Below are 26,546 nucleotides of genomic sequence, written 5' to 3'. Positions count from 1 at the left end.
CTGGAATTCTTCTCCGGCAAGGCGCACATTAATTGATCTTTGACGACTTTATTTTGACTTTCAACGACTGTGACTGCCCTCATCCGTACCACCTCGTTCATTGGTCTGCCGCAACTGGTCGAGCAGTTGGGCGGGGACATCGATCAACTGCTCCGGCGCTTCCAGATCGATCCGCGCGCACTTGAAGACGACGAGGCACGGGTCCCGCTGCGCTCCCTGGTCGATATCCTCGAATGTGCTGCAAACGAGCTGGGCTGCCCCGATCTGGGCCTGCGCATGGCCGAATATCAGGACTTGCAGGTGCTTGGCCCGGTGGCACTGATCGCCCGCAACTCGGCGACGGTCGGCCAGGCGCTGGAGGAGGTTTCCAGGTTCATCGGCTACCACAGCCCTGGCATCGATGTGCAGCTCGAACGCGCCGACCGCGATGCACCGCGGCTCGTGATCGAGATCCGCCTGCCCGGCCCCGCGCGACGGCGGCAGATGCAGGAACTGGCGCTGGGCGTGGGATACAACACCATGAAGCTGCTGTGCGGCAGCCAGTTCGGCGCGCGCTCCGTGCTGCTCACTGGCGCGGGCTCGTTGCCACCGGCGCGATACCGGCGCTACTTCAAGACAGCGGCGTACTTCAGCCAGGAATGCAACGCCCTGGTCCTCAGCGAAGAACAACTCGAAATGCGGGTGCAACAGCAGGATCCACAGTTGCACCGTGTGCTGCTGGACTACCTCCGGCCCTTCGATGCCCAGACTCCGGAGGGCCTGGTGCGCCAGGTGGAGAATCTTGTCCTGCGGACGTTGCCGACCCAGCGCTGCCGCATTGCGCTGATCGCCGAGCAGCTCGGCCTCCACGAGCGGGTACTGCAACGGCGCTTGGCCGAACTGGGAACCGGTTTCGAGGAACTGCTCGAACAGGCTCGGCGCTCATGTGCGGAGCGTTATCTTGCCGAGCGCCACATGCCGATGTCCCAGGTGGCGGGCCTGCTGGGGTACAGCGAACAGAGCGTCTTCAATCGCGCCTGCCGCCGCTGGTTCAACGACACGCCGCGCGCTGTGCGCCGCCGGCTACTCGACGGCACCGACGCACCCAGCTCCCCTCGCCGCTAGCGCACCAGCCCCAGCTCCTTGGCCCGGACGATGGCCTGGGTGCGCCGCATCACGCCCAGCTTGGCGTTGATCTTCTGCGCATGGCTCTTGACCGTGTGCAGCGAGATGAACAATTGCTCGGCGATGTCCTGGTTGGACAGCCCTTGCGCGATCATCTTCAGAACCGACAGCTCGCGCGGGCTGAGCAGCACCGCGCCGGCCTGCTGGTCGTCGGCCCTCAAGGTTTCCTTGCCCCAGCGCACCAGGCCAGGATTGCGGAGGCTGCAGCCATACTCCGCGCTGGCCATGCCGATCTGCCGGGACAGCGCCATGGCGTCGAGCAGCGCTCGCTGCGCGCGGCCCTGCTGGCCTTTGGCGTAGAGCGCCTCCGCCAGACCGAAGCACAGCTCCACGGCCAAGGCGCGACGCTCCTGCCGCTGCGCCTCCCCGAGCATGGCCTCGAAGATTTCGCTGACCTCTTCGCCCGCCGCCAGACGTGCATGGACCAATGCCAGTTGCAGGTGTTGAACCAGTTCGGGATTGCCATAGGGAGGCCGTTTGGGTTCGGCGCCGGAATATTGCAACAGACAGCCCTCCAGCACCGTGCGAGCGCGGCTGGCCTGGCCTTCCTGGATCCACAAGCGGGCGTAGCCAAGCAACAGGAGGCTCTGATACAGCGGCTCGGTGATATTGCGGAATTGCAGCAGCCGTTCGGCATCGGCCAGGCGCAGATGGGCCCGCGCGGGGACATTGTGCATCGCGTCCAGCTCAGCCAGGCCGATGTATCCCCAGGAGGCTGCCGGGTCTTCGCAGTCCAGGCACTCCTGCAGCCCGGCCTCATAGTGTCCACGGGCGTCAGCATAGTGTCCCAGGCGGGTCAGCAAGGCGCCGAGCCGCAGCCGTGTCCGGCCACTCAGGGGGTTGGCCTCCCCCTTGCCTTCCGCGCTCAGTTCCTGGTGCAACTGCTCGGCCAGGCGCAGCGCTTCCCGGAGCTCGCCACGCATTTCCAGCAGCTGTACCTGTTGCAGGAGCAGCACGGCTTCCAGCACGCGGCTGCCGTGGCGGCGAGCCAGCTTGATGGCATTGCGATGGAACTGCTGCGCGGTCTCGATCCTGCCGTCGACTATCTCCACCTCGATCAGCGCCGTCAGCAGGATGACGTGCTGGGCCCAGGCGGACTCCGGCAAGTGCTCCAGGGCCTCGCGCATGTGCGGCGTCTCGAACTTGCCTCGGTGATATTCGAGCTTGCCGGTCAGGGCCTGGCACTGGGCAAGCAGCTCACGCTGACGCCGCGCCGTCGGCTGTGGCAGGAAGCGTTGCAACTGCGCGGCACACACCTCGGCCTCATCGAGCCTGCCGCTGATGAGCAGCGCCCAGGAGTTGAGAATCAGCAGGCGTGGCGTGCTGGAAATCAGCTCGTCGGGCAGCAGGCTCCGCCAACGCAGTACCCGCGCCATCTGGCTGCCGTGCAGCAGCCGGTCGCGGGTGAAGTGCTGCAACAGACTCGCGGCGATCTCCGGCTGGTCGGCGAGCAGCGCATAGTCGATGGCCTGGCGCACCTGCTCACGTCCGGCGGCCCACTGGCAGGCATGGCGGTACAGCGCGCGCTTGAGGCTCTGCGCGACTTCCGCCGCCAGGATGCTGCCCACGGCGGGCCGCACCCGGTGCAGGCCCTGGTCGCCATCCAGGGTTTCGATGAACACGCCGGCATCCAGCAGTTGCAGCAGCAGTTGCTTGCCTTCGCCGACGCCGAGCACGTGCTCGCACAACGACGCATCGAAGTCCTGCAGGCAGGACAGCTTGCACAGCGCCTGGCGCAACTCGTCCGGAAGCTCGGCGAGGACTTCCTGCTCCAGATAGCGACGCACCAGTGCATTGCCCTGGGCGGCTTCCGGCGGCTGGCCGGGGTCGCGCCCGTGCAGGCGCAGGCGAATGCCGGCGAACCAGCCATCGGTCTGCGACATCAATGACTGCACCGTGGCGAGCGGTACCTCGCCGTAGAGACTGCCCAGCAATTCGCTCAGCTCGGTGGCAGTCATGGCGAGGTCGTCGGCGCCCAGCTCGAAGAGTTCCCCTTCCAGCAGGAGCCGCTCCAGCTTGCAGGCGGGACGGCGGCGGCTCGCGATCCACCAGGACACAGCAGGCGGCGAAGCGCGCAAGAGGAGATCGAGGAGCCGGTCGAGCAGTACGTCCGCCACCCGCGACAGGTCATCGAGCATGATCCACAGTGGGCCTTGCTGCCGCGCCAGGCAGGCGAGCACGGCGCTTGTCTCGCTGCTCTCCAGTCCCAGCGCGGTCGCCAGCAGCCTGAGCAGCGCGGGCTCATCCAGCGTCAGCCCCTTCAGGTCGAGCCACAACAGGCGCACGCCCTCGGGACGGGCCAGGGCGCACTCGCGCAGCAGCACGCTCTTGCCGCTACCGGCGGGAGCACAGACCAGCCGCAAACGGCAGGGAGCGAGAAGAAGGGCCTGACTCAGGCGGGGGCGTGGCAGAAAGCCGGAGGGCAACGCGGGAGCGCGGCACGGGTCGGTGTGGAAATTCGCCGTGGGCATGGCGTTACTCGCAGGATTCCGTAAATGCAAAGGCGGCCATGTTACGGCTTGTGTCTGGGGCTGTATCGGGTTTGCCGACGATCTGGCAGAAAAAAGGGCGGCCGACTGGCCGCCCAACACGGAGTTGCTCGGTGAAACAACGGCTCAGCGGACGCCGGTCTGGCGCAGCGCCGCCGGGGTGTAGTCCGCGGCGATGGCCTTGGCGCCGAACACGATGCTCTGTTTCTCTTCGTTCTTCAGGCCCATGACCGAATAGCGGCCGGAGATGATGTCGTAGAGCGCCTCGGCGGTGTAGCCCGGCACCTTTTGGTCGTAGTACTGCTGGGCGTGCCCTTCCCCGACGCGCCACAGCTGGCCGCGGCCATCGTAGTGATCGACTTCCGCCAGTTGCCAGGTGTCCTCGTCGAAGAACATGTGGCGCTTGGCATAGATGTGGCGCTCACCGCTCCTGAGCGTGCCGACCACTTCCCACACGCGGTGCAGCTCGTAGCGGGTCAGGTCCTGGTTGATGTGCCCCGCCTTGATGATGTCGTCGTACTTCAGCGACGGCGAGTCGAGCTTGTAGCTGTTGTAGGGGATATACAGCTCCTTCTTGCCGACCAGTTTCCAGTCGTAACGGTCGGGCGAGCCGTTGTACATGTCGTAGTTGTCGGAGGTGGCCAGGCCGTCGGCCGCGGTTGCCGGGCCGTCGTAGGCGACCTGCGGGGCACGGCGCACACGACGCTGACCGGCGTTGTAGAGCCATGCCTGGCGCGGCTCCTTCACCTGGTCGATGGTTTCGTGCACCAGCAGGACGTTACCCGCCAGGCGCGCCGGCGCTGTTACGCGCTGGATGAAGTAGAAGAGGATGTTGTCGCCCTTGGCCTTGTCGAAGTCCGGCAGGTTCGACGGGTAGGACACCTCGTCCTCGAAGTGAACCATGGAGAACGAGCCGTCGGTCTGCGGCTGTACGCGGGTGATGTAACGGTGGATGTTACCGCCGCGGTAACGCGTCTCGTGGTTCCACACCAGCTCGACACCGGTTTTGGGAATCGGGAAGGCGTAGTAGTGGCTGTCGAAGTTCTGCAGGCCGTTGCCGCCGCCCACCAGTTCGGTGCGCGCCGCGCTGGTCTTGATCGCCGCGTAGATGTCGTCCGGCAGCGCTGCCGTACGGTGCGTCGGATACACCGGAATCCGATAGCTGTCCGGATAGCGCTTGAACATCGCCATCTGGCCATCGGTCAGCTTGGCCTTGTACTGCTCGGCATTGGCCGCGGTGATGATGAACAGCGGTTTCTCGTTGGCGAACGGATCGGCCAGGAAGCCCTTGCCGTCGACTGCGCCGGCATTCACCGGCAGGCCACCGGTCCAGGCCGGAATACTGCCATCGGCGTTGCCCGCCTTTTCCGCGCCCATCGGCGTGAGGGTGCCGCCGAGCTGCGCCACTTCCGCCGCCGGGACTGCGGCCAGCACGCTGCCGGCGAGCAACGACAAGGCCAGCACGCCGGATTTCAAGCCTATTTTCTGAGTCTGCATTGCATGGTCCTCTGCGTTAGAAATTCACGCCAAAGCTGAGTGCGACGAAGTCCCTGTCGACCGACGTGTTGAAGTCGCCGCCAAAGAAGTCCGTATAGGAAAGGCTGGTGGTGTAGGTGTTGGCGTAGTCGGCATCCAGGCCGAAGCTGATGGCCTTGCTGCCCTCGTTGAACAGGCCGTTGGGACCGTAGCCGTCGACGTCGTGCGACCAACTGATGTTCGGCCGCAGGTTCACCCCGGCGAACACGCTGTTGTAGTCCCAGATCGCGCGGGCGCGATAACCCCAGGACGTGGCGGTGACGTAGCCGTCGTCCACGCAGTTGGACGTCAGGTTGGTGTAGTCGTTGTTGCCGACGGCACCGGAGATGGTGGTCTGGTTGAGCGCACGGCAGGTATTGACCGAGCCCGTGGCGGGCAGCGGGCCGGGGCCATACACCGGGTCGCGACCATAACGGGCGTCGCGGGTCGACTCGAGCCCGCCGACATGCACCACGCCGACCTCTCCCACGAGGGTCAGGCGTTCAGCGCCCATGACCTGGTCGAAGAAGTGCGTCAGGGTCGTCTGGAACTGCGTGATCTCCTTGCGGCGGTAGCCGTGCAGATCGCCGCCCGGAGTGGCCTGCAGCACCGACGCATTGCCATATGCCGCATAAGCCTTCGGGTTGATGTCCGCCAGCGGACCAACGCCGGAAAACAGCAGGTCGGTCGTGTTGAGCTGGACCGGCGCATTGGGTCGGTAGCTGATCTCGCCGCTCCACGCCGTTCCGGTGGGCAGCGTCGTCGAGAAGCTCAGGCCATACAGGTGAATGTCTTCCGGGTACTCCATGAAGTAGCTGGAGTTCCCGGCAACCACCAGGGGCGCGGCGGCGCCGGTTCGTCCCGCCACGTTGTAGACGCTCTGCGAGGGAGCGCTGACGCTGAGGAACGGCGCACGGCTGTGATAGTTGATGAAGTAGGCGCCGAACTCGGTGTTCAGCGGGTCGAACATGTAGCGCAGGGCCATGCCCCACTGGCCGCCGTCCCGCGCGTCGCGGTCCGCCCTACGGTGGACGAGAGTGCCTTCGCCGTTCTGGTCGATATCCATCGTCGTACCAGGCAGCGCGGCATTCACCGCCTTGCCTGCGGCGAGGTTGTTGGTGAGCAGGCGCAGATTGTTGCTGCAGCCATCCGCTACGACATCGACCTGGGAGAAGAAGGTGCCGCAGTTATCGACGACGGTCTGGTCCCACTCCAGTTGGTAGAAGGCCTCGGCGGAAAGACTGTCGGTCAGGCTCTGCGACAGATAGAACATGTTCACCGGGATCAGGCCTTCCTTGATCTCGGCTCCGGGGCGCCGGAACGCGGCAACGTCGATCGGGTTGATCGAGTTGATGCTGTTCAGGATGAAGGTGCTCTCCCCCCAGCTGACCACCTGCTTGCCCAGGCGGACCGCTCCCGGTTGGTTGGCGATCGTGTAGTTGTGGTAGATGAACGCGTCCAGCATCTGGGCGCCCGAGGACTTCGCACCTTCCTTGCGTCCACTATCGTCGATGTCCTTGAACGGACGGCTTTCATCCTTGAGTTCGAAGTCATACCAGTACTTGCCGCGCAGGAACACGCCGGTGTCTTCGTACTTGAGTTCGAGGTCGTGGATGCCCTTGAATATCTTCGAGAAGGTTTCGCCCTTCTTGAAGTTGAGGTGGCCGTCATCGGTGGTCTGCGACAGCCCCTTGCCGCCATTGTTGACCCCGATGAGGTCGGGATCGCCACCGCGTAGCGCCCAACTGGCCCCCACGGACAGCGAGGAGTCGAACGTCCCTTCGATCTCTCCGATATTGAATGTTGCGGCCTGGGCCTGAGCGACGCAGCCAAATGCGATGGCCAGCGCAAGAGCATTAGGTCTGAATCCGGCGCGCGCTGTTGTTGTTGTCATGCGGCTTTCCCGTGGTTGGTGTTGGCCCGGGAAAACTAATCAGAGCGCGCGAATCGCGTAAGCGACGAAGTAGGGATTCAAAAACTCATACTTAGGTATGAGCGGCAGTTTTTTCAGTGTCGGAACGCCCCGAAACCGGGGCTGACAGACCGGGGGATCGCGGTGATGAACGGAAGCCGCGCGACTACCTCCCGCCATCAACGGCAGTAACGGTAGTTGCGCAACGACGATCCCGGTAGGCCGCTAAATCGGGTCTCAGTGTCCTGTTCCGTGAACGCCGAATCCGCGCTTTACCGTGGTAAAAACATCGCAATCGACAACGGATATCGCCAGCGAGCGGCCGGCACGAATGCCCATCACGGCGCCGCTGAAGACAACTGGAAAGACATCGAATAGCTGAAGCGGCTCGCCGGATGCACCCCGGTGGTCACTTCGATGACCCGGTCGCGAACGAAATAGGTCCGGACGATACGCAACCCCGGCGAACCGTCGGGCACCTGCAGCACGTCCGCTTCCGCGCCCTCAATCAGCACACCCTGGATCTCCTGTTCGACACGGGTGACCTTGATGCCGTAGCGCTCCTCGATCAGCGTGTAGACCGGCACATCCATGGTCGGGCTGATTCCCGGCAGATCGCGATAAGCCGCATCGACATAGATATCGACCAGCGCAATCGGCTCACCCGCGTCATCAGCGCTCAAGCGCGTGCCGCTCAGGTGCAGCCACTGCCCCCCGGCCGCACCGCGCAGGAGCTGGGCGTGCTCGGCCCCGGCCTTGAGGTCCTGACGGCCAGTCAGGCGAAAACGGGTGCCCTGAGCATAACGAACCAGATCGGAAAGGTTGTCCATCGACTGCGTGTAGCGCGACTGCGGACGGCTCGCCACCACGGTGGTCCCCACCCCGGCCTGCCGCGTCACCAGTCCCAGCGCGCAGAGTTTCTGAATCGCCTGGCGCACCGTGTAGCGGCTCAGCCCCCATTTGGCGCACAACTCCGCCTCGGTCGGCAGCAGTTCGCCGACTGCCGGCTGGCCGTTGCGGATGTCCTGCATCAGCGTGCGGGCAAGGTCGAGGTGGCGTGGCGCGGGCGCGCTCAACACGTCGTCGTCGAGGTCGTGCGAGGTCTTCATGGCGTGGTCATGGCCTTTCGGAGGGCAATCGAATGCCTCCGATGATAACGCGGCAAAAGGGCATTGACATGAATATTCGAATGTTCGAACATTTGAACCAACGAAGCCCTTCCGGCTTTCGCCCTGGGATCACCAGCCGCCACCCGCAGGAGCCCGCATGTACCCGATTCACTTTCTCTGGCGCTCGGCCGAGCGTTTCCCTCACCGCACCGCGCTGATCGGCGCAAGCGGCTCGCTGACCTTTCGCGAACTGGCCGATACCGTGCTGGCCCGTGCTTCGGCGCTGACCGCCCTCGATCCGCTGCCCGGCAGCCGGGTCGGCATTGCCGCGGCCAACAGCGTGGACCATCTGCTCGCCCTGCTCGCCGTACTGGCTGCAGGCAAGGTCTGGGTGCCGCTCAACCCGCGCAATGGCGATCCGGAACTGCGCCGCATCGTCGAGTTCGCCGAGCCGAGCCTGGTACTCGCCGACGAAGCGATGGCCCCACGCCTGACCGGCATCCCGGCACGCCTGGAACTGCTCGATGCGCTGCGCCGCAACACCCCTGCGACCATCGAACCCGCCATGGGGCCGCGCTCGCGGGCCGGGGTTTCCCTGGAATACGCCCAGGCCATCAAGTTCACCGGAGGCACCACCGGCACGCCCAAGGGCGTCATCCAACCGCTACGGGCCTGGAACACCAACATCGTCACGCAGATCCATGAGCTCGGCCTGACGCCGGACGACCGCTATCTGGTCGCCGCGCCGATCACCCACGGCACCGGCACCTACATGCTGCCGCTGCTCGGCGCCGGCGGTGCGCTGGTCTTCCCCGACGGCAGCGGCCCTGCCGCGCTGCTGGATGCGGCGGCGCAGCACCGGGCAACGATCTTCTTCGCTCCGCCAACGCTGATCCAATCCCTGGCCGAGGAGCAGCGCCACGCACCGCGCAACCTTTCCAGCCTGCGCTACCTGGTCTACGGCGGCGCCCCCATGCGGCCGGAACAGATCTGCGCCGCGCAGGCGGTATTCGGGCCGGTGCTGTGCACCTCGTATGGGCAAACCGAAGCACCGCAGATCATCACCTTCATGCCGCCGCAGGAGATGCACGGCGACAACCTCACCTCCATCGGCCGCCCGTCACTGCTGACCCAGGTGGCCATCGTCGATGCCGAGGGCAATCCGCTGCCAGCGGGCGAGGAAGGCGAAATCGCCGTACGTGGCGACCTGGTGATGGGCGGTTACCTCAACGCCGAGGAGGAAACCCGCAAGACCCTGGTGAACGGCTGGCTCCGCACCGGCGACGCCGGAGTGTTCGACGAGCGCGGATTCCTGTTCCTGCGCGACCGCCTGCGCGACGTGATCATCACCGGTGGCTTCAACGTGTATCCCAGCGACGTCGAGGTCGTGCTCTCCTCGCACCCGGCGGTGGCCGACTGCGCGGTGGTGGGCATCGCCGATCCCAAGTGGGGTGAGGCGGTGCACGCAGCGGTCCGCCTGCGCAACGGCATGCAGGCCAGCGCCGAAGAGCTGATCGGCCTGGTCAAGCGCGAACTGGGCTCGGTAAAAACGCCCAAGCACATCCACTTCTTCGACGTGCTGCCGCAGAGCGCCGTTGCCAAGGTACTCAAGCCCGCAGTACGCGAAGCCATCCTGAAAGCGAGCCAGGCATCATGAGCAGCCAGCACACCCCCACCCCACGCACCCGCCTGTGCAGCCACGGACCGGACGCCATCCACTATCGCGACGCCAACCTGGTCACTGAGCTGATCGGCAAGGCCAGCTTCGTTGAAGTGTTCCTGCGCCAGACCTTCGGCCGGCACCCCAGCGCCGCCGAGCTGACCATTGTCGACGCCGTGCTGGTGACCCTGATGGAGCACGGCCTGACGCCCAGCGTAATCGCAGCACGAATGGTCTACTCGAGCTCCCCGGAAAATCTCCAGGCTGGCGTAGCCGCCGGGCTGCTGGCCGTGGCCAGCCGTTTCGTCGGGACCATGGAGCCGGCCGCCGGATTGTTGCGCAGGATCGTGGAAGCCGGCGAGCAGGGGGCCGCCGAAGCTCGGCGCATCGCCGCCGAACACCGTGCCCGGCGCGAGCCCGTCCCCGGCTTCGGCCACCACCTGCACCGGCCGGATGACCCGCGTGCCGTAGCGTTGCTCGAACTGGCCGTCCAGGCCGGTACCTTCGGCCAGCATTGCCAGGCGCTAACGCTACTGGCCAGCGCCATCGACGAGGCCGCCGGGCGACACATCACCATCAATGCCACCGGCGCGGTGGCCGCCCTGCTCGGCGACATCGGCGTGCCAGCGGAACTGATGCGCGGCTTCGCCGTACTCAGCCGCGCCGCCGGACTGGTCGCACACATCGCCGAAGAGCAGCGCGATCCCTCGGGCCGCTTCATCTGGGACCTGGTCGACCAGGCGATGAGCGCCGCAGAACACCCCACCGATCACTGAGGAAAACCGCCAAGCCCTCGTGTGCAGTACCAACCTGACTTGGCCACCGACAACAATAAAATCATGAGGAACCCCATCATGAACCAGGCAATTCAGCGTCATCACCACATCACCCTGAGCGTGGGTACTGCCCAGCAGGACTATGACTTCCACACCAAGGTCCTGTCCCTCAAGAGCGTCAAGAAGACCCTGATCTACGACGGATCCAAACCCTTCTACCACCTCTACTACGGCAACGACGTCGGCGAGGAAAGCACCCTGCTGACCTGCTTCCCGGTCGCCCACTTCGGCCGCAAGGGCCAGCGCGGCAACGGCCAGATCAACACCATCAGCCTGTCGGTTCCGGTATCCAGCATCGGTTTCTGGGCCAAGCGTCTCGCCGATCACGGCTTCGACGTCCAGCGCAGCGAGCGCTTCGGCGAGCAAGTGCTGAGCTTCGCCCACCCCTGTGGCATTCCCTATGAGCTGATCGGCATCGCCGACGATGACCGCAAGCCCTACTCCAACGGCCAGGTCCCGGCCGAACTGGCGATCCGCGGCCTGCACACCATCGTCATCAACGCCCCGGCGATGGAGTCCTCCCAGGAGTTCATGATCGACGCCTGGACTGCCAGAGAAACCGCACGCGACGGCAAGTTCACCCGCTTCCAGTTCGGCGAGGGCGGTTCCGGCCGGTATGTCGACTTCGCCCTGGAGTCCCGCCTTCCGCAGGCCAGTTGGTCCTATGGTGAAGGCACGGTGCACCACTGCGCGTTCCAGGTCGCCGACCATCAGGTGCAGGACAGCGTCAAGCGCCGCCTGGAGGGCCTTGGCTTCACCGACACATCCGAACGCAAGGACCGTGGGTACTTCGAGTCGATCTACGTGCGTACGCCCAGTGGCGCGATGTTCGAAGCCACCGTGTCGAAGCCGGAAGCGTTCCTGATCGACGAGAGCTACGAGAACCTCGGCTCGGAAATCATGATCGCTCCGCAATTCCGCCATCAGCGTGACGAAATCCTCGCCTCGCTGGAATCGCTGAAATACGACTGACGGTCCGACCTGCGGCCGCCGCGCTGGCGGCCATGCCACGGCTGATCGGCAACCCGGAGACGCGCAATGGCACTACCCAACCCTCACCTCGAACCACCCGTCAGGGTCTTTGGCGCCGCACCGCACGAGGCGCGGCTGGCGGTCATCCTCGTGCATGACCGCGGCCAGTCGGCTGAGCTGATGCAGCAACTGGTCGTCGAGCGCTTCGGCCGCGCCGACCTGACCTGGTTCGCCCCTACCGCGGACAGCGGCAGCTGGTACCCGGAGCGCTTCATTGCGCCGCTGGAGGCCAACGAGCCGCGCCTGTCCCAGGCCCTGGAACGCCTCGAACAGCTCTCCGCGCAGTTGGTGGAGCAGGGTTTTCCCTATTCGTCCCAGGTGCTGATGGGCTTCTCCCAGGGCGGCTGCCTGTGCTGCGAGTTCGCCTGGCGCAGCGCTCATCGCTACCGCGCGCTGGTGAGCTTCACCGGCGGCCTGGTCGGCCCGCCCGGCATGCCGCGCGACACCCGGCGACCTGCCCTGCGCGACCTGCCGGTATTGCTGTCGAGCTGGGATGACGACCCGTATGTGCCGCCGGAAAGCGTGCAGGAAAGCGCGGCGCTGCTGCGCGCTGCCGGCGCCGAAGTGCATCTGCATATCGAGCCGGCCTTCGAGCACGGCATTCGTGACACCGAGATCGGCTACGCACGCAACCTGCTGGACGCCGAGCCACTGCATCAGGAAACCAGACCATGAGTATCCAGGCCTTCCTTCATGACGAGCCCGCTTCGCGAGTGATCTTCGGCCGCGGCAGCCGCGAGCAGGTCACCACTGAACTCGAGGCACTCGGCGCTCACCGCGCCCTGGTGCTGACCACCCCGGACCAGACCGCCCTGGGCGATCGTATCGCCGTTCTGCTCGGCGAACGCAGCGCCGGAGTGTATGGCGGCGCAGTGATGCACGTGCCGCTGGACGCCGCCCGCAAGGCCATCGAGGTAGCCCGCGAGATCGGGGCCGATGCCTGCGTGGCGGTCGGTGGCGGCTCCACCATCGGTCTGGCCAAGGCTATCGCCCTGGAGTCGTCGTTGCCGATCCTCGCCCTGCCGACCACCTACGCAGGCTCGGAAATGACCCCGCTGTACGGCATTACCGTCGACGGCGAGAAGAAGACCGGCCGCGACTGGAAGGTCGCTCCGCGCACCGTGATCTACGATCCCGAGCTGAGCGTTGGCCTGCCCCTGGCGATCAGCATCAGCAGCGGCATGAATGCCATCGCCCACGCCGCCGAAGGTCTCTATGCACACAACGCCAGCCCGGTGCACAAGCTGATGGCGGAGGAAGGCATCCGCGCCCTGGCCGCCGCGCTGCCGGCACTGCAGCGCGACCCCGGCGACCTCGACGCGCGCGGCGACGCGCTGTACGGCGCCTGGCTCTGCGGCGCCGTACTCGGCCGGGTACAGATGGGCCTGCACCACAAGCTTTGCCATGTGCTGGGCGGGAGCTTCAACCTGCCCCACGCCGAGCTGCACACGGTGATCCTGCCCCACTCGCTGGCCTACAACGCCGAGGCTGCGCCACAGGCAATGCAGGCGCTGGCCCGCGCGCTGGGCAGCACGGATGGCATCGCCCGACTGGTCACCCTTGGCCGCCAGTTGGAGGCCCCCCGCTCTCTGCGCGAGATCGGCATGCCCGCCGATGGTCTGGACCACGCTGCCGACCTCGCCGTGGCCGCGCCCTACCCCAACCCACGCCCACTCGACCGTACGGCGCTGCGCGCGCTGCTGCAACGCGCCTTCGACGGCGCCGAACCCCGCTGAGTGCAGAGGCTGCCATGCTGATCGAGTACCGTGCCTATACCCTGCACCTGGGTGCCGAGGAGTTGTTCTGGGAGGCCCAACGGGAACGCGGCGAACAGGGCCTGCGACCGATCTTCGAACGGTTGATCGGTGCCTTTGCCACACGCAGCGGCCCCACGGACCAGATCGTCAGCCTGTATCGCTACGACAGTTTCGAGGACTGGCACAGCCGGCTCTACGGCATCTATGGGCAGACTCGCCTGCAGCCGTATTTCCGGGTGATCCGTCCGCTGATCGCGCGCCAGGAGAGCAAGTTCCTGCTCCCCGCGCCGCTGCCGGAGCTGACCCCGCACTGGGGCAACGGTCAGGACTGGTTGCCGGCCCTGGGCGCCTTGTTCCGCGCCGACAACCTCGTCGAGCAGACCACCCTGAGCTTCTCCGCCGGCGGTGTGCCTGCCTGCTGGGATGCATTCCGCCAGCACGCCCTCGGCGATGATCCGGTAGCACTGAACGGCCTGTTCGCCGCCTTCAGCTCCATCGCCGGCACACTCAACGAGGTGCTGATCTACCGCCGATTTCCCAACCTCTCGGCGCTCATGGAACACCGCCAGCAGCTACGTCACTCCCCCGCGTGGACCAGCTTCCTGCGCAGCCTGGCGCCCCTGACCGTCGCCAGTGACGTGCGCCTGCTGGAGCCATCCCCGGTGGCGGACATGTCGCCGCTGTTCACCCACTGACCCAGCCACCACCGCTGCCGCTGCCACCGTACCGGCCGACGCCGTACGGAGGGACGCGCTCGTCCCGAACATCGACCCACCGCCAGGAGACAACAACAATGAAAACCTGCACCCTCGTTCGTTCCACCCTGCTGCTCGGCACCCTCGGCATTGCGCCTCACGTTCTCGCCACTGAAGGCGGCGGCAGCGTCTATGCGCCGGGCGTCAACGGCTTCGGCTGCTGCGCCCTGCCGCCGCCGGGCACCTACATGATGGTCGATGCCCAGCACTACCGCAGTGACGAACTGAAGGGCAACGATGGGCGCAGCGTGCCGGTCCAGGGCTTCAAGGTACGCGCAGAGGCCGTCGCGCCGCGCTTCATCTGGGTCACCCCACAGGAACTGCTGGGCGGAACGCTGGCGCTGCACACCATCGTTCCGGTGGTGTCGCTGGACGTTTCAGCCGGTGGGCGCTCGCAGCGCAAGACGGGCGTCGGCGACATCGTCTTCGGTCCGGCGATCGGCTGGCACCTGTCACCGAACCTGCACACCGTGGCGGCCATCGACTTCTTCGCGCCAACCGGCGAATACGACAAGAACGACCTGGCCAACATCGGCCGCAACTATTGGGCGACTCACCTGGTCGGCGGCATCTCGTACATCAACGCAACGGGGTTCAACGCCGACGCCAAGGTTATGTACGGCATCAACGCGCGCAACCACGACACCGACTACCGCTCCGGCGACGAATTCATCATCGACTATGCCGCGGGCTGGGCCTTCGGCAACGGCTGGACGGTGGGTGTGGGCGGTTACTTCTACCAGCAGATCACCGACGACGAAGTAGACGGCGACCGGTACCCCGACAACAAGGGCGCCTCCCGCGCCCTCGGCCCGGCGCTGCGCTACGACAGCGGCCAGGGCTGGTTCCTCACCGCCAAGGGCTACCACGAGACCGGCGTGCGCAACCGCGCCGAAGGCGACGCGCTGTGGCTGCGCGCAGTCTTCCCGCTCTAGGAGCCGGACCATGCATGACGCCGTGACCCTGCTCATCCGCCACCAGGTGGCGCCGCAATACCAGAGCGACTACGAAGCCTGGATCCGCGACATCTCCAACGCCTCCCGCCAGTATCCCGGACATATGGGCGTGGCGATCATTCGCCCACACGGCACGCAGGCCCCCTATTCCCTGGTTCTGCGTTTCGACACCCACGAGCACCTGAGGGACTGGATCGAATCTCCCACCCGCCAGCGATTGCTGGAGCGCGCGCGGCCGTGGCTGCAGTCCATCGAGGAAGGCGAGATCGAGACGGGCCTGGAGTTCTGGTTCACACCTTCTCGACTGGCGCCGCTGCACGCCAGGCCATTCAAGCAGTTCCTGATAACCCTGTCGGCCATCTACCCGCTGACCCAACTGCTGCACTGGATATTGCATCCGTTGCAGAACTGGATCGCTCCGCTGCGGGAACCCTGGCTGTTCGGCCTGCTGGTCGCGGCGGTGCTGGTTTTCCTGATGGTCTATCTCGTGATGCCCAGATATACGCGGCTAGCCGCAAAGTGGCTGTTCAGTTGACAGGGGGAGCGCAGCTTCGGGCTACTGAAATGTCATGGTGGAAAGTGGTCGGAGATCGTGGCTCGTTTGGGACAACGAACCACGGTCCGCTGCCGCTTGCAAACGGCATCTATCCGTAAGCCCGGACCGCACGCACAGCGGATCCGTCAACGGGATGAGCTGGTAAGGCTTTGCTATGAGTGCGTGCTGGACGCGGGCAAATGGCGCGAGCTGTTGACCAATTTCATGCAGGCATCCGGTCAGCAGCAAGGCGGAATCCTGCATGAATTCGAGCATCCCTCCCGGAGAGATTTCCTTCCTGATTGGCTATCAAGATGCCAACTCGTTTTTACGTGCCTTAAAGGCTGAACGTCCACTTCAGGTCGGACGCGGACGATCGCCGGAACAACCATCAGTCTGACGCACGCTGTCGTCTCCCTTGAGCCCGACGTCAACGCAGCACCCCCAGCATGACCCAGACCCGGCGGGCCTCGGGGTCCGCGTGGACGAGTTCGTCCATCAGCGCGCTCAAGGGCATGGCGCCCCACTCCACGGCACGGCGAATGATGTACGGTACCGGGCTGTGGGGTTCGGTGCGCGCCAGGTACTCCGCAATGGCGGTGAGCTGACGGTAGGCCTCTTCACGGCTCTGCGGAGGACCGCCGGCGGGCAACGGAGCCGGAGCTTCTGCCGCGACGGATGCGGGCTCCGCGTGGGTTTCCGACACGGCAACGGGTGCGAACTCTTGTGGTGCCATGGCCTTGCATCCCTGAATGACGTTGACGAAGGCGTCCATGGACGCAGCGAGTTGATGCAGGCTCGGCGCTGCATCGCCGAGTTGGCGATCGCACCAGGCGTCCAGCCGCTGGAGGTGCCCGGCCGCCACTTCCAGTTGGGCCAGTGTGGCAGCCCAGCCGTTCACCGCACCGCTGCGAACCGACTCATCCAGTCGCTTCTGTTCCTGCCGTGCGTTTTCCGCCGCCACCTTGTCGGTCTTGTTGTCGCTGACCTGAACCTGTCTTCGCTGCAGCTCCTGCCAGCCATGCAGGGTGGTCTGCGGCCAGCCGCTGCATAGCGGCACGCGGGTGAGCAACAGTTCGGTGTAGCGGCGGGCCAGCCACGCCACCGGTGCAGCGCGCCACTCCTGATCACCATCGGCGGCCTGCGGGTGCAGTTGCTCGGGGTAGGCGTCACAGAGATCGGCCAGCAAGCCGAGTGCGGCAGCGAGGCCGGACGGCCCCTCCATGACGATCCAAGCCTCGCCCAGGTAAGCGGCGATGGTCAGGTCCTTGCTGCGTCGCAGCAACAGCTCTTCGGCCAGAGCTGCCAGCGCTACCCAGTCGGCGCGTTTGGGCTCGGCCTGCCAGACCCCGGTCGGCAGTTGCGTATCTTCCTCGCGACGCAGCTCGCGCAAGCGGTCCATCAAGGGGTCGTAGCGCAGCGATTCGCCGCACGGTGCATCACCCGACAAAGGTTGCAACAGCGCCTGTAGCGCCTGCTCTGAAATCATGGCAACTCCTGGGTGCCGGCAACGGTCGCGACACCCATACCGCTGAAGGGCGTGCGCGGCGCACGTACGGGAAGCGGCTGGACCGACAGCGGCTGCTTGGCGTCCTGGGTCATCAGGGAGACGCGCAGGAACATCCGTGCCTCGGGCTCGTGGCTGTTGGGGGCGCGGATAGGCACCTGCAGCGCCAGCGGGAAGTCGGTGTAGTCGGCGCTGGGCTGGCGTTGCAGGATCAGGTGCGAGCGCAGCATGCGTATCAGCGCCCAGGGGCCAGCGTACTCCCAACCCACTTCCAGGTCGGCCACCGCCATGCTTGCCTGCTGCGGGTCGATGTCCGGCCGCTGCGGGCTGTCCTTGGCCCAGCGCAACAGCACCTTCACCGGCTCGCCGACATTCCAGTGCAGGCGCTGGCCATCGCCACCCGGGAAGCTCAGCGGCCGGTCGGCCGCATAGAGCGTCCAGGCGATGACCTGGTCAGCGCCGCGCTCGGCTTCACGGTCGGTGCGCCAGCGCACGTCGAGATCGACGCCCTGCGCCCCGCCCTTGTCGCGCTGGAACAGCGGGCCCATCCAGGCCCGGGCCAGTTGCAGGCGCTGGAGGAAATCCGCTGCGGCAGCGCGATCCACCGACTGGCTGAGTTTCAGGCCCTCCTGCGCCCGCGCGAGGTTCTGGTCGAGCAGCTCGACCAGGTGCTGCACCCGTGCCGGGTCCGCGTCTTCGGCCTGCAGGCTGTAGGCGAAGGGGAAACGATTGGCCAGATACTGGTTGAAATAGTCGGCAATGGCGGACCAGGCCGCGGCGGCATCCTTCTGCTGCAACTCCAGGCAACGCTGCTGCGCCTGGCTGTGCAAGCCGCGAGTGAACCGCGCCACGTCGCCCTGCCCGGGGACCAGCGCCGAGGTGCGCAGGATATTGGCGCAACTTGCCGCGTCCATTTCCACGAAGTCGCGGGTGACCAACTGGTCCAGCAGCATGGGCGAGCTCGTCGGGTTCTGTGCCTTGTACTTGGTCAGCTCATCGCTGAGGTCGGCGAAGCGCCGCACCTTGTCCTGGTCGGCGAAGCCGAGGTTGCCCCGGTCCCTCAGCCAGGTCAGTGCGGGCGCGTGGTCCTCGCTCAGGGCGAGCATGGTCTCGAACTGCTGGGCCAGGTTGCGCTTGAGATCCTGGGTGTCGGTGGAGCGATAGAGCTGCAGGCCGAAATTGCGCGAGCCGTCCCAGCCGGAGGGCTCCGAACGCACGCGGAACAAGGGCAAGGCGTCGATCGACTTCAGCACGGTGTCGACGTCGGCCAGCGCACCACGGGTGAGGTGGATGTCCAGCGCATTGGCCAGATCATTGCGCTGCAGGGTTTCCAGGGCCTGGCGCACCTGCTCCGCCGGCTCCAGCGGGACGTCGAAGGTGATTTGCGCAGCAGCCCCGTTCGATGGCACGGACTGGGTCAGGCTGCTCCACATGGCGCCGGCCGCGGCGGCGGCGGTACTTTCGGCGAGTGCGTCACGGTATTCGGCCGGTATCCGCGCCTGCTCCTGCTCGCTGTACTTGCGATAGCTGTCGTAGTACGCCAGCGCGGCATTCAGCGCGTGGGCGTCGAGGTTGCCCAGACGCCGCGGATCGGCATCCTGCGCCTGCTGGCGCAGGGCGGTACCGGCGAAATCCTGGCGCATCAGCGATTCGATGGCGCTGCCCAGTGCCACCACGTGATCCTGCAAGGCCAGGGTTCCGCCGGGTTGCAGTTGCAGCAGGTTGTCGCGGGAGCCGGCGGCGGCAATCCACTGGTCATGGAAGGCACGCTGCAGCTTGCTCGCCTGACTGGTCACCGCCGCTTCCGCAGTGGGTCCGAGCAGGTAGGACTGGCGCACGTCATCCAGCAACGCACGGTAGCCGGGAACTATCTCCTGGGCATTGCCATGGCTCCAGGCGGCGTTGGTCAGGGCCACCATATTGCGCAGGGCATCGATCTGCGCGGCGGTTTCCTCCAGCTCCTCCAGGCTGTTGCCTTGTCGCGCCTTGAGTTCGTTCAGGTGCAGACGCAGGAAGCCGGCCGGGCGTACGAAGTTATCGGAGAGGAAGAACTGGTCGAGCCAGAGGTTCATCAGGTCGTCGAAATTGCGCGCCAGCGGACCATCCCGCGGGCCGGGATCGACCGGCGCCGGAGCCTCGGGAATGCCCTGGCCGAGTACCGACTGCAGGTAGCCGGCGTTGCGCAGCGCGCCCGGTTCGAGCGTCAGGCCGTAAGCTTGCTCCCCCAGCTTGGCGATGCTTTCCAGGGGATTTTTCGAGGTGCCGGTGCGTAGCTCGTTGTACCAGCGGTTGCGCTGTTCGAACGCCAGGACACCGCCAGCCAGCTCCCGGGCGGCGACGAAATTGGGCCATTGTTCCGGGCTGTCGCTCTGCACGTTGGCGCGACGCTCGCTGCTGCGGATGGCGCGCAGCCGAACCAGGTCAGCCGCTTGCGCCTGCTGCAGGGGTGCCAGCACTTCGCGCCGGGTCAGGTCCCTGAGCAGTTCGTCCATCTGGCCGTCGAAGCCGGAGAACCAGGAGCTGGGGTACACCAGGGACCGGTAATGCCAGCGCGGCGCCCCCTGCAGCAGTGCCCAGTAGGCTTGCAGGCGAAGCCGTGCGCTATCGCCCGGCGCCGCAGAGCTCGCCGCGCCTTCGCCCTGCCCGTGCTGCATGGCCTGGATACGCTGGCCCAGGGCTTGCGCCTCGCGCGAATCCTCGTGCCAGACCCAGAGCATCCCCAGCAGCCAGCAGACCCCGACGACACCGGCGACGGCGCCCAGCAGACGCTGCGAACGCTGGCGCAGGCGCAGCACCCGTGGCACCGCCTGCGCCAGCCCGCGCTCGGCCAGCAGGCGCGATTGCCAGAGGTGCTGGGTGAACAGCAACTGGGCGGGGGCCTCGTCCCGAGCCGAGAGCGACCAATCATCGTCACTGGCCGCCCCCCGGAACGCGCCGCTGAAATACAGACCCCGCAGGCGCGGTGCCTCACCTAGCGCATTGCCCTGGAAGACCGGCTCCAAGCGTTGCCTTAATCCTTCGCGCAGGCTCTCCAGCGTCTGCGGGAAGCGATACAGCTCCTCGCTCAACTGTCCTTTCAGCACGCCGGCTTCGAGAATTGCCGCCTGCAAGGCCTGCAGCACCTGGTCGAAGCCTCGCTCCAGATGTTCGCCCTGCCAGGCCGCATCCGCCTGCAGGGGCGAGGCCCAGCCCAGCGGCCGCTCGCGAACCTCAACCGGCAGCGCGGCACGCAGTTCGGCGAATCCGCCGAGTTCCTCCAAACCGGTGACGACCATGTAGACCGGCAGGCTCAGCCCCAGCCGTTGCAGCAGGTCATTGAAACGCCGGCGCAGCTGGATGCTCTCCTGGGCCAGGCTGGCCGGGTCCAGCAGGCGCTCCGCCGGCACGGCCCAGATCACCCCGTCCAGCGGGCGACGTGGGCGCAGGCGCAACAGCAGGCTAAGCAACCGCCGCCAGGGTTGCAGTGACGATGGCGCGCCCTCTTCCGGCAGGAACAGCCCCTGCGGCACCGCCAGCACGGCGCCATCCTGATCGGCCCACCAGCGGCCGAACCAGGCCGGCCGGCCAGCGGGTGTCAGGCTCCAGTCGGTAGCCAGGCGCTCACCCAACAAGGGATCGCCCAGCAGGAGGAACCAGGGCACGTCGTAGCGATCGGCGACGTCCTGGTCCTGCTCCATCTGCCGTACGGTCAGGTAGAACGCGCGAACCGCCTCGCCGCCTTTGCTGCGCAGCCAGAGAAAGCCCCCCGCTGCCAGCAGCACCAGCAGCAGCAAGAGCAGCGCCAGTACCAGCCAGCCGCTCACCCCGCCAGCTCCGAGACAGTGGCCACACAGGCCAGGTCCAGCAGCGGCGTCAGTTCACCGCGAAGGTCGCTCCACAACCCATGCCCGAGGATGATGAGGAGCAAGGCGCCGGCAGCCACCATCAGCATCAGCCGCAAGCCATCGGGCAAGGTGCGGCGCAACGGCAGGCGCAGGGCCGCGGCGCTTGCCGGGCGCGCCAGGGTATCCAGCAGCGCCTGGACTTCGGCATCGCGCTGCCAGGCATGGGCGAACAGCGCGTGCCGCCACTTCTCATGCAGGGCTTCGCCCTTCGGGCCGCGCAGCCGTCCGTGGAACCCCAGCAGCAGGCATTGCAGGTAAACATTGGCGAGGTCGCGCGTGCCCGGCGCGCGCGTTTCCAGCAAACGGTGGATGGCCTGGGGAACGCGCTCCCCGGCATTGCGCGTGCCGTAAAGGCGGGATTCAAGCGGCCGCTCCTGCCAGGCCGTCTGACCGCTCCAGGGATCGAACAGCAGGCTTTCGTCGAGCAGCGCGACGAAGGCGTAGACCATGCTCTTGACCTGCTCGCCGGCCGCCTCGCCGACGCTACTGAAGGCGCTGCGCCACAGACGGCGAACTACCGCCTGGGCCTCCTCGGAAACCCGCTCGATCACCACGTCCTGCTCGCCGGTCGACTCCCGCAGGTCCTCCCAGCGCTGCCGCCAATCCAGCCAGGCGACCTGGAAGGCCTGGCTCAAGGGGGCTTCGCCGAACGATGGGGGGTAGATCGCCTGATTCCCTTCGGGCATTTCGCTTACCTGCCTCAGGCGCCGCCGGCGCCGTCCACGATGAACAGCACCACCTGCCATGGACTGCCACCACTGCCGCTACCCTGGGCAGCCGCCCGCAGGCACAGGCGCTGCGCGGGATCGAACCAGTCGCCCTCGGCCTGCACGACGAACAGGTGGGTGTCCTCACCCACGCTGTAGGCGATCTGTTCGGCGCGGCTCATGGGCAGGTGTTCGAGCCCCGACATGCGCTGCCGGCCCAGTATCGCCAGGCTCGCTTCGGAAGCGACGATGCAGCGCGACAACCATTCGTGCGCCTGGTCCTCACCGCAGCCCGGCGGCATGCGCAGGCCGATGACCAGGCGCTGGACCGGCGAACGAAGGTCCGGCAAGGCCAGGCTGAAGTCATTACCCGTGCGCTCGAAGGCCAGGCTGCGGTACCCGGCGCGCACTCGCCCGAGGGTGACTTCCAGCCACTCGATCACGGGATTGAAGGTGCGCAGCAGTTCGTTGAAATCGAAGGTCGGGAAGGCCGGCACACCGCCCAGCGGATCAAGCACGCTCCAGCTGCCGGCCATGCCGCACAGCAGACCATGCAACTGCGCCGGGCTCGCCGCGCCGCTGTACAGCGCTGCCTCCAGCTCCGGCAGGCGCGCCCAGAGCGCCGCCAACTGGCGGCGGATTTCCTGGCTGTCCTCGGTATTCTCCGCTTGCTGCGCCTGGCGCAGGCGACCCGCGAGGAACACGCATTTTTCCCGCGCATGGGCGCACAGCGCCACCAGCGCCTGCCCCAGCATCGAGGCTGGAGCGATTCGCGGCGTGGGCGCCACGTAGGGCAGGCAAACGAAGCCGCCGGCATCCTTGCCGATGCGCAACAGCGGCAGGCATACCGAATCGGCACGTTGCGCCTCGGTCACCAGGCGCAATGCCGGGCGCCAAACGACGATGGGTTCGGGATTTTCGCCGCTGGCCAGATCCGGAACGGCCGGCCCGCTGGAGGATTGCAGGCGCCCCTTGAGCGGCAGCACCTGGCCGCCACGGGCGAGCGGGCTGAGCGCGAGGTATAGGGTGATGCTGGCATCCGGAGAGGCGGCGATGGCGGCCGTGGCGTCGATGACCAGGGTATCGCCCTGGCCGAGGCTGACCGGCAAGCCATCGGGCAGGATCGCCTCCAGCGCGAGGACACGCACCACGCCGGTACTCAGGGCGGAAGGGTCCAGCTCCAGGTGCTCGAGCCCCCAGAACCAGGGGTTGGCCGCATGGGCCAGGCGCGCGGACAACACTTCGGCGCGCAGTCCCTGGAGCTGGAAGTGCTGGGGAAGCAGTTGCATCCCTTCGTGCCAACAAACTGCGTCAGGCAGAACTCTCACACCACTCCCCCTTCGACATCCTGGCTTGTCATGGGCCGCCTCGCAGGGCGGTGGTTCAGTGCTCCTCGGCACTCAGCAGGCGCATCTCCCTGCTGTCGAAACGCAGCCATACGCTGGGCTGCTGATCCAGGCGCATGCGATGGGCGCCGGGAGTGTTATAGCCGGCAAAGACCAAAAGTCCAGAAGCCGGCTTGCCGGCCAGGGGGAAGTCCCGGGCCTCCATGAACTGCCCCGGCACCAGCTCCAGGCTCCACACGGAAAGCTGTTTCTGGTAGTCGCGGCGGTACTGTTCACGGTCGCTGAACCACTGCTTGGCGCTCATCGCCGAGAGCAGCTTGAGCAGGTCCGCATCCTGTACCGCGACGAAGTCCACGGCGATGGGCGAATCGCCGTTGGCCTTGCTTGCGACATCGAGGGTCAGACGGTCGACATCGACCTTCGGACCGAACCAGGAACAGCCTCCGAGAACTGCCAGGAGCACAGCACAGAGGCAGGCTTTCGTCGACTTCATGAAACATCCTTGTGAAATGTCTGTCAGAGATTATTTTCCGATTTGCGTTTTTAGCAACCTGATCTAGCGTGCTTGATTAGCTCGTGGACAAACGAGCCAGATGGGATCGCCAAGGACAGGCCTGTATCGCATTTTTCTTTCCCTGTCGCGTGATCCAGCCAAGGAGCGCGACGACAGCGAGCCCCGCTGCGGCGTGCCCGTCTCCTACGCAGTGGAGTTCGCCAGCATGGCAGAAAGCACGCAGCACAAACTGGACCGGGTGCGCCCTCCCCGGGTCCAGATCACCTACGACGTGGAAATCGGTAACGCCATCGAGAAGAAGGAGCTGCCGCTTGTCGTGGGCATCCTCGCCGACCTCTCGGGCAAGCCGGTCACTCCCCTGCCCAAGCTTGGCGAGCGCCGCTTCACCGAGATCGATCGCGACAATTTCAACGACGTGCTCTCATCCATCGGACCGCGCGTGGCGCTGCAGGTCGACAACACCCTGAGCAACGACGGCAGCCGCCTCAACGTCGAGCTGAACTTCAAGCACATCGACGACTTCGACCCGGTGAGTATCGTCAACCAGGTGGTGCCATTGCGCCGACTGTTCGAAGCCCGCCAGCGCCTGCGCGACCTGCTCACCAAGCTCGACGGCAACGATGAGCTGGACCAGTTGCTGCAGGACGTGGTGAGCAACACCGAGGGCCTGCAGGAAATCCGTGCGACCCATCCGGTGACCGCCGACGCCGGCACCGCCAACGACACCGCCCAGGCCGCCGCCGACGAAGGCGAAGCGCCCGCCGAACCACAAGCCTGATCCCGCCGCCAGGAGAGCACAGCAATGGCCAAACCCAGCTCCGCCGCGGCGCAAGGCGCCGAAGGCAGCACCCAGACCCTCGACCTGCTCGATCGCATCATCGCCGACGGCCGCATGGCCCACGACGACAGCCAGCAGGAATACGCCCGCGACATGCTCGCGGAGTTCGCCACCCAGGTCCTCGACGAAGGCATGACCGTCAGCAAGGACACCGTGGCCATGATCAACGAGCGCATCGGTCGCATCGACGAACTGATCAGCGCCCAGCTCAACCAGATCCTGCACCACCCCGAGGTGCAGCAGCTCGAATCCTCCTGGCGCGGTCTGCACCAGTTGGTGCAGAACAGCGAGACCGGCACGCGCCTCAAGCTGCGCCTGCTCAACGTCAGCCAGCAGGACCTGCAGAACGACCTGGAGAAGGCCGTCGAGTTCGACCAAAGCGCACTGTTCAAGAAGATCTACGAAGAGGAGTACGGCACCTTTGGCGGGCACCCCTTCAGCCTGCTGGTGGGCGACTACTCCTTTGGCCGTCACCCGCAGGACATCGCCCTGCTGGAAAAACTCTCCAACGTCGCCGCGGCAGCCCACGCGCCCTTCGTCGCCGCGGCCAGCCCGCGCCTGTTCGACATGGGCAGCTTCACCGAACTGGCGGTGCCCCGCGACCTGAGCAAGGTGTTCGAGAGCCTGGAGCTGATCAAGTGGCGCTCCTTCCGCGAGAGCGAGGATTCCCGCTACGTTTCCCTGGCCCTGCCGCGCTACCTGGTACGCCTGCCGTACGGCCCGGAAACCCTGCCGGTGGAAGGGATGAACTTCATCGAGGACGTGGACGGCACCGACCACGCCAAGTACCTCTGGGGCAACGCCGCGTGGGTCCTGGCCCAGCGCATCACCGAAGCCTTCAGCAAGTACGGCTGGTGCGCGGCGATCCGCGGCAGCGAAGGCGGCGGCGCCGTCGAAGGCCTGCCGGCGCATACCTTCCGCACCCAGGCAGGCGACCTGTCGCTCAAGTGTCCCACCGAAGTGGCGATCACCGACCGCCGCGAGAAAGAGCTCAACGACCTGGGCTTCATCGCCTTGTGCCACAAGAAGAACACCGACCTCGCCGTGTTCTTCGGCGGCCAGTCCACCAACAAGCCGCGCCAGTACAACACCAACGAAGCCAACGCCAACGCGCGGCTCTCGGCGATGCTGCCGTACGTGCTCGCAGCCTCGCGCTTCGCCCACTACCTGAAGGTAATCATGCGCGACAAGGTGGGCAGCTTCATGACCCGCGACAACGTGCAGACCTACCTCAACAACTGGATCGCCGACTACGTGCTGATCAACGACAACGCCCCGCAGGAGATCAAGGCGCAGTACCCACTGCGCGAGGCACGCGTGGATGTCAGCGAGGTTGCCGGCAAGCCCGGAGTCTACCGCGCCACGGTGTTCCTGCGGCCGCACTTCCAGTTGGAAGAGCTGACCGCCTCGATCCGCCTGGTGGCCAGCCTGCCACCGCCGGTCGCCGCCTGACCCAGGGGGCCGCCCTCGCGGGCGGCCCCTTCGACCTCCATTTCTTTTTCATGCAGCGGAGATATCCACCATGGATGCGATACTTCTCGACCTGGGCGACGACATCAAGGGCGACAGCCTGCTGGCCGGCTTCGAAGACAAGATCGAAATCATGTCGTACAGCCACAACGTCGCCATGCAGGTGACCAACGACGTCAGCAACTCGGAGCGCACCTCCGGCAAGCCGCACATCGGCGAGTTCACCCTGACCAAGTTCGTCGACACTGCAACCCCGACGCTCAACGAATACTGCTGCGCCGGCAAGGCCATCCCCACCGCGACACTCACCGTCGGCCGCAACGCCGCCGAGGGCGACGGCAAAGTCATGCCCTTCATCACCTACACCCTGAGCAACGTGGTGCTGTCCAACGTCAGCGTCAGCGGCGGCGCGGGTGGCAAGCCGGTGGAGACCGTCTCGCTGAACTTCACCAAGATCAAATGGGAACTCACGGCGCAGAAGGACGACGGCAGCAAGGAAGGCACCGCCGCCTCGACCTGGGACATGGCCGCCAACAAGCTGGCCAGCTAAGGACACCGGG

Annotated in this window: 21 protein-coding genes; 12 read left to right on the top strand and 9 right to left on the bottom strand. The window is 66.0% G+C overall.

Annotation, left to right across the window (positions count from 1 at the left end):
- Nucleotides 1-69 precede the first annotated feature (69 nt).
- Complete coding sequence (locus O6P39_RS10550) at nt 70-1,104, top strand: AraC family transcriptional regulator (RefSeq protein ID WP_275611285.1); 1,035 nt, start codon at nt 70-72, stop codon at nt 1,102-1,104.
- Here O6P39_RS10550 and O6P39_RS10545 read toward each other — a convergent pair.
- The 4 genes from O6P39_RS10545 to O6P39_RS10530 all read right to left on the bottom strand — a co-directional run bounded on the left by O6P39_RS10545 (nt 1,101) and on the right by O6P39_RS10530 (nt 8,189).
- On the bottom strand, nt 1,101-3,635 hold the full coding sequence (locus O6P39_RS10545) for a LuxR C-terminal-related transcriptional regulator (protein ID WP_275611284.1): 2,535 nt from the start codon (nt 3,633-3,635) through the stop codon (nt 1,101-1,103). The genes O6P39_RS10550 and O6P39_RS10545 overlap by 4 nt on opposite strands.
- A gap of 144 nt (nt 3,636-3,779) precedes the next feature.
- Entirely contained in the window at nt 3,780-5,150 is a 1,371-nt protein-coding gene (locus O6P39_RS10540; protein WP_275611283.1) for a DUF1329 domain-containing protein, read from the bottom strand.
- Nucleotides 5,151-5,166: 16 nt separating this feature from the next.
- A complete protein-coding gene (locus O6P39_RS10535) occupies nt 5,167-7,062 on the bottom strand; it encodes a DUF1302 domain-containing protein (RefSeq protein WP_275611282.1) in 1,896 nt (631 codons plus the stop codon).
- Nucleotides 7,063-7,418: 356 nt separating this feature from the next.
- Nucleotides 7,419-8,189, bottom strand: a complete 771-nt coding sequence (locus tag O6P39_RS10530; protein WP_275611281.1) for a GntR family transcriptional regulator — start codon at nt 8,187-8,189, stop codon at nt 7,419-7,421.
- 157 nt (nt 8,190-8,346) lie between these two features.
- Here O6P39_RS10530 and O6P39_RS10525 point away from each other — a divergent pair, with 157 nt between their 5' ends.
- The 8 genes from O6P39_RS10525 to O6P39_RS10490 all read left to right on the top strand — a co-directional run bounded on the left by O6P39_RS10525 (nt 8,347) and on the right by O6P39_RS10490 (nt 15,720).
- Complete coding sequence (locus tag O6P39_RS10525) at nt 8,347-9,846, top strand: AMP-binding protein (protein ID WP_275611280.1); 1,500 nt, start codon at nt 8,347-8,349, stop codon at nt 9,844-9,846.
- Complete coding sequence (locus tag O6P39_RS10520; RefSeq protein ID WP_275611279.1) at nt 9,843-10,625, top strand: citryl-CoA lyase; 783 nt, start codon at nt 9,843-9,845, stop codon at nt 10,623-10,625. The genes O6P39_RS10525 and O6P39_RS10520 overlap by 4 nt, the downstream gene beginning before the upstream one ends.
- Before the next feature lie 78 nt (nt 10,626-10,703).
- Nucleotides 10,704-11,657 (top strand): VOC family protein, encoded by a 954-nt coding sequence (locus O6P39_RS10515; RefSeq protein WP_275611278.1) that lies wholly within the window; start codon nt 10,704-10,706, stop codon nt 11,655-11,657.
- A gap of 66 nt (nt 11,658-11,723) precedes the next feature.
- Entirely contained in the window at nt 11,724-12,392 is a 669-nt protein-coding gene (locus O6P39_RS10510; protein WP_275611277.1) for a dienelactone hydrolase family protein, read from the top strand.
- Complete coding sequence (locus tag O6P39_RS10505) at nt 12,389-13,453, top strand: maleylacetate reductase (RefSeq protein ID WP_275611276.1); 1,065 nt, start codon at nt 12,389-12,391, stop codon at nt 13,451-13,453. The genes O6P39_RS10510 and O6P39_RS10505 overlap by 4 nt, the downstream gene beginning before the upstream one ends.
- 14 nt (nt 13,454-13,467) lie before the next feature.
- Nucleotides 13,468-14,169, top strand: coding sequence for an NIPSNAP family protein (locus O6P39_RS10500; RefSeq protein WP_275611275.1), 702 nt, complete (start codon nt 13,468-13,470; stop codon nt 14,167-14,169).
- Between the two features lie 98 nt (nt 14,170-14,267).
- Nucleotides 14,268-15,164 (top strand): transporter, encoded by an 897-nt coding sequence (locus tag O6P39_RS10495; protein WP_275611274.1) that lies wholly within the window; start codon nt 14,268-14,270, stop codon nt 15,162-15,164.
- A gap of 10 nt (nt 15,165-15,174) precedes the next feature.
- Nucleotides 15,175-15,720, top strand: coding sequence for an antibiotic biosynthesis monooxygenase (locus O6P39_RS10490; RefSeq protein WP_275611273.1), 546 nt, complete (start codon nt 15,175-15,177; stop codon nt 15,718-15,720).
- Nucleotides 15,721-16,150: 430 nt separating this feature from the next.
- Here O6P39_RS10490 and tssA read toward each other — a convergent pair whose 3' ends face one another.
- From tssA to O6P39_RS10465, 5 genes are read right to left on the bottom strand one after another with little or no spacing between them, the layout of a single operon-like run.
- A complete protein-coding gene (tssA, locus tag O6P39_RS10485; protein ID WP_275611272.1) occupies nt 16,151-17,209 on the bottom strand; it encodes a type VI secretion system protein TssA in 1,059 nt (352 codons plus the stop codon).
- Nucleotides 17,206-21,030, bottom strand: coding sequence for a type VI secretion protein IcmF/TssM N-terminal domain-containing protein (locus tag O6P39_RS10480; RefSeq protein ID WP_275611271.1), 3,825 nt, complete (start codon nt 21,028-21,030; stop codon nt 17,206-17,208). Before O6P39_RS10480 ends, tssA begins: the two co-directional genes overlap by 4 nt.
- On the bottom strand, nt 21,027-21,797 hold the full coding sequence (locus O6P39_RS10475) for a DotU/TssL family secretion system protein (RefSeq protein ID WP_275611270.1): 771 nt from the start codon (nt 21,795-21,797) through the stop codon (nt 21,027-21,029). Before O6P39_RS10475 ends, O6P39_RS10480 begins: the two co-directional genes overlap by 4 nt.
- Nucleotides 21,798-21,811: 14 nt before the next feature.
- Nucleotides 21,812-23,146, bottom strand: coding sequence for a type VI secretion system baseplate subunit TssK (gene tssK / locus O6P39_RS10470; RefSeq protein WP_275611269.1), 1,335 nt, complete (start codon nt 23,144-23,146; stop codon nt 21,812-21,814).
- Nucleotides 23,147-23,201: 55 nt separating this feature from the next.
- A complete protein-coding gene (locus O6P39_RS10465) occupies nt 23,202-23,657 on the bottom strand; it encodes a type VI secretion protein (protein ID WP_275611268.1) in 456 nt (151 codons plus the stop codon).
- Between the two features lie 226 nt (nt 23,658-23,883).
- Between O6P39_RS10465 and tssB the strand changes: the two genes are divergently transcribed.
- From tssB to O6P39_RS10450, 3 genes are all read left to right on the top strand, one after another.
- Nucleotides 23,884-24,456, top strand: coding sequence for a type VI secretion system contractile sheath small subunit (gene tssB / locus O6P39_RS10460; protein ID WP_275611267.1), 573 nt, complete (start codon nt 23,884-23,886; stop codon nt 24,454-24,456).
- A gap of 24 nt (nt 24,457-24,480) precedes the next feature.
- Nucleotides 24,481-25,968 carry a type VI secretion system contractile sheath large subunit gene (gene tssC / locus O6P39_RS10455; protein ID WP_275611266.1) on the top strand — a complete coding sequence of 496 codons (1,488 nt, stop codon included), beginning with the start codon at nt 24,481-24,483 and terminating at the stop codon, nt 25,966-25,968.
- Nucleotides 25,969-26,038: 70 nt separating this feature from the next.
- Complete coding sequence (locus O6P39_RS10450; RefSeq protein ID WP_275611265.1) at nt 26,039-26,536, top strand: Hcp family type VI secretion system effector; 498 nt, start codon at nt 26,039-26,041, stop codon at nt 26,534-26,536.
- Nucleotides 26,537-26,546 lie beyond the last annotated feature (10 nt).

This window comes from Pseudomonas sp. PSE14 (genome assembly GCF_029203285.1).
Lineage (GTDB): Bacteria > Pseudomonadota > Gammaproteobacteria > Pseudomonadales > Pseudomonadaceae > Pseudomonas.
Note: the sequence above shows the minus strand (reverse complement) of the source record. Positions and strands in the feature narration are given on the sequence as shown.

Coding starts and splice junctions, on each gene's coding strand:
- O6P39_RS10515 (WP_275611278.1), top strand. CDS start 10,704: ATGAACCAGGCAATTCAGCGTCATCACCACATCACCCTGAGCGTGGGT.
- O6P39_RS10540 (WP_275611283.1), bottom strand. CDS start 5,150: ATGCAGACTCAGAAAATAGGCTTGAAATCCGGCGTGCTGGCCTTGTCG.
- tssC (WP_275611266.1), top strand. CDS start 24,481: ATGGCCAAACCCAGCTCCGCCGCGGCGCAAGGCGCCGAAGGCAGCACC.
- O6P39_RS10465 (WP_275611268.1), bottom strand. CDS start 23,657: ATGAAGTCGACGAAAGCCTGCCTCTGTGCTGTGCTCCTGGCAGTTCTC.
- O6P39_RS10510 (WP_275611277.1), top strand. CDS start 11,724: ATGGCACTACCCAACCCTCACCTCGAACCACCCGTCAGGGTCTTTGGC.
- O6P39_RS10505 (WP_275611276.1), top strand. CDS start 12,389: ATGAGTATCCAGGCCTTCCTTCATGACGAGCCCGCTTCGCGAGTGATC.
- O6P39_RS10475 (WP_275611270.1), bottom strand. CDS start 21,797: ATGCCCGAAGGGAATCAGGCGATCTACCCCCCATCGTTCGGCGAAGCC.
- O6P39_RS10500 (WP_275611275.1), top strand. CDS start 13,468: ATGCTGATCGAGTACCGTGCCTATACCCTGCACCTGGGTGCCGAGGAG.
- O6P39_RS10535 (WP_275611282.1), bottom strand. CDS start 7,062: ATGACAACAACAACAGCGCGCGCCGGATTCAGACCTAATGCTCTTGCG.
- O6P39_RS10520 (WP_275611279.1), top strand. CDS start 9,843: ATGAGCAGCCAGCACACCCCCACCCCACGCACCCGCCTGTGCAGCCAC.
- O6P39_RS10490 (WP_275611273.1), top strand. CDS start 15,175: ATGCATGACGCCGTGACCCTGCTCATCCGCCACCAGGTGGCGCCGCAA.
- tssB (WP_275611267.1), top strand. CDS start 23,884: ATGGCAGAAAGCACGCAGCACAAACTGGACCGGGTGCGCCCTCCCCGG.
- tssA (WP_275611272.1), bottom strand. CDS start 17,209: ATGATTTCAGAGCAGGCGCTACAGGCGCTGTTGCAACCTTTGTCGGGT.
- O6P39_RS10545 (WP_275611284.1), bottom strand. CDS start 3,635: ATGCCCACGGCGAATTTCCACACCGACCCGTGCCGCGCTCCCGCGTTG.
- O6P39_RS10530 (WP_275611281.1), bottom strand. CDS start 8,189: ATGAAGACCTCGCACGACCTCGACGACGACGTGTTGAGCGCGCCCGCG.
- O6P39_RS10495 (WP_275611274.1), top strand. CDS start 14,268: ATGAAAACCTGCACCCTCGTTCGTTCCACCCTGCTGCTCGGCACCCTC.
- O6P39_RS10525 (WP_275611280.1), top strand. CDS start 8,347: ATGTACCCGATTCACTTTCTCTGGCGCTCGGCCGAGCGTTTCCCTCAC.
- O6P39_RS10450 (WP_275611265.1), top strand. CDS start 26,039: ATGGATGCGATACTTCTCGACCTGGGCGACGACATCAAGGGCGACAGC.